2 protein-coding genes are annotated in these 1015 nt (G+C 41.3%); one reads left to right on the forward strand and one right to left on the reverse strand.

The window, feature by feature from the left end:
- Positions 1-398 precede the first annotated feature (398 nt).
- Positions 399-734, forward strand: coding sequence for an Hpt domain-containing protein (locus tag R8O11_RS25355; protein ID WP_276419325.1), 336 nt, complete (start codon positions 399-401; stop codon positions 732-734).
- Positions 735-772: 38 nt separating this feature from the next.
- Here the strand turns inward: R8O11_RS25355 and R8O11_RS25360 are convergent.
- The coding region (locus R8O11_RS25360) for a hypothetical protein (RefSeq protein WP_318194629.1) at positions 773-1015 on the reverse strand (243 nt) is incomplete at its 5' end.

Below are 1015 nucleotides of genomic sequence, written 5' to 3' on the forward strand. Positions count from 1 at the left end.
CAAACAGTGAAAATATGTCTCAATTTTGAACAAGACTTCGGTAGAGATTCTACTCTCCCACCTTCGTTACGTTCTATAGCGGCCATAACACAGAAAAGTTTAGGAATAATTTGAGCGAATGCTTTATGCCACAAGCAAAGTTACAACTCAGAAGATAGCAATAAAATGCCACTCATTTCTAACATGAAGAAATTTGAAACGTAGCTATCGAAAGTAGTGCAGCAACCTCTCCCTTATTGGCTTCCTATTTTGATGTAGGAAAAGCCTCACAACCACAACAAAACATTAGATATCAATAATTTAGAATTAGTTTAAAAACAGTCCTATACTTGACCCGTTTCTTAAAATTAATAACTATTTATCTGTTCTTAATCAATAACAAACGATGCTCCACTTATATGAATTCAGACTCTTCTCTACATACTCAATGGTTAACTCACTTTCCAGCCGATATGCAACACCACATGGCAACGGTGTATCTGGAAACCATGACAGAAGATCTCGAAGCGTTAAAAGCGCATCTACACGAACCAAAACATTTACTCCAGACCGTGCACAAGATTAAAGGCGGGCTCGCACAAATAGGCTTGGAGCATATTCATCAATCCGCTTTATTGACCGAACAATTGTGCCGATCTGACTCCCCCCTTTATCAAACGGCGTTAGAAAAACTCATCACCGATCTAGAGCTAAGCGTTAATGACGTCCAGCATTGGGTTACTCAACATACGTAAGGCGATTCTGTTCCCTCAAAAAACCTCAAGAGAAGCATTTAAGCTTCCGCTGCATTGAATTTTATTACATGCTTTGACTGCACAAGGATTGACCCATGAGTTTTGACCGTAATCTGTGTAAAGTTCTGGTCGCTGACGATTCCAGACTCGTTACGAGCAGCGTGACCGCGATACTTCGACAACTCGATGTAAGTGACATCGATTACGCGTAGAAACCGTGTGAGGTCATCAAGCGTGGAAAGCAAAGGCAGGGTGAGGTGGTGATGGGAGACGACAACGTC

The sequence above is a fragment of the Vibrio sp. 1288 genome, assembly GCF_033344475.1.

Bases quoted from the DNA above. Each gene is read 5' to 3' on its own strand.
- R8O11_RS25355 (WP_276419325.1), top strand. From the start codon at position 399: ATGAATTCAGACTCTTCTCTACATACTCAATGGTTAACTCACTTTCCA.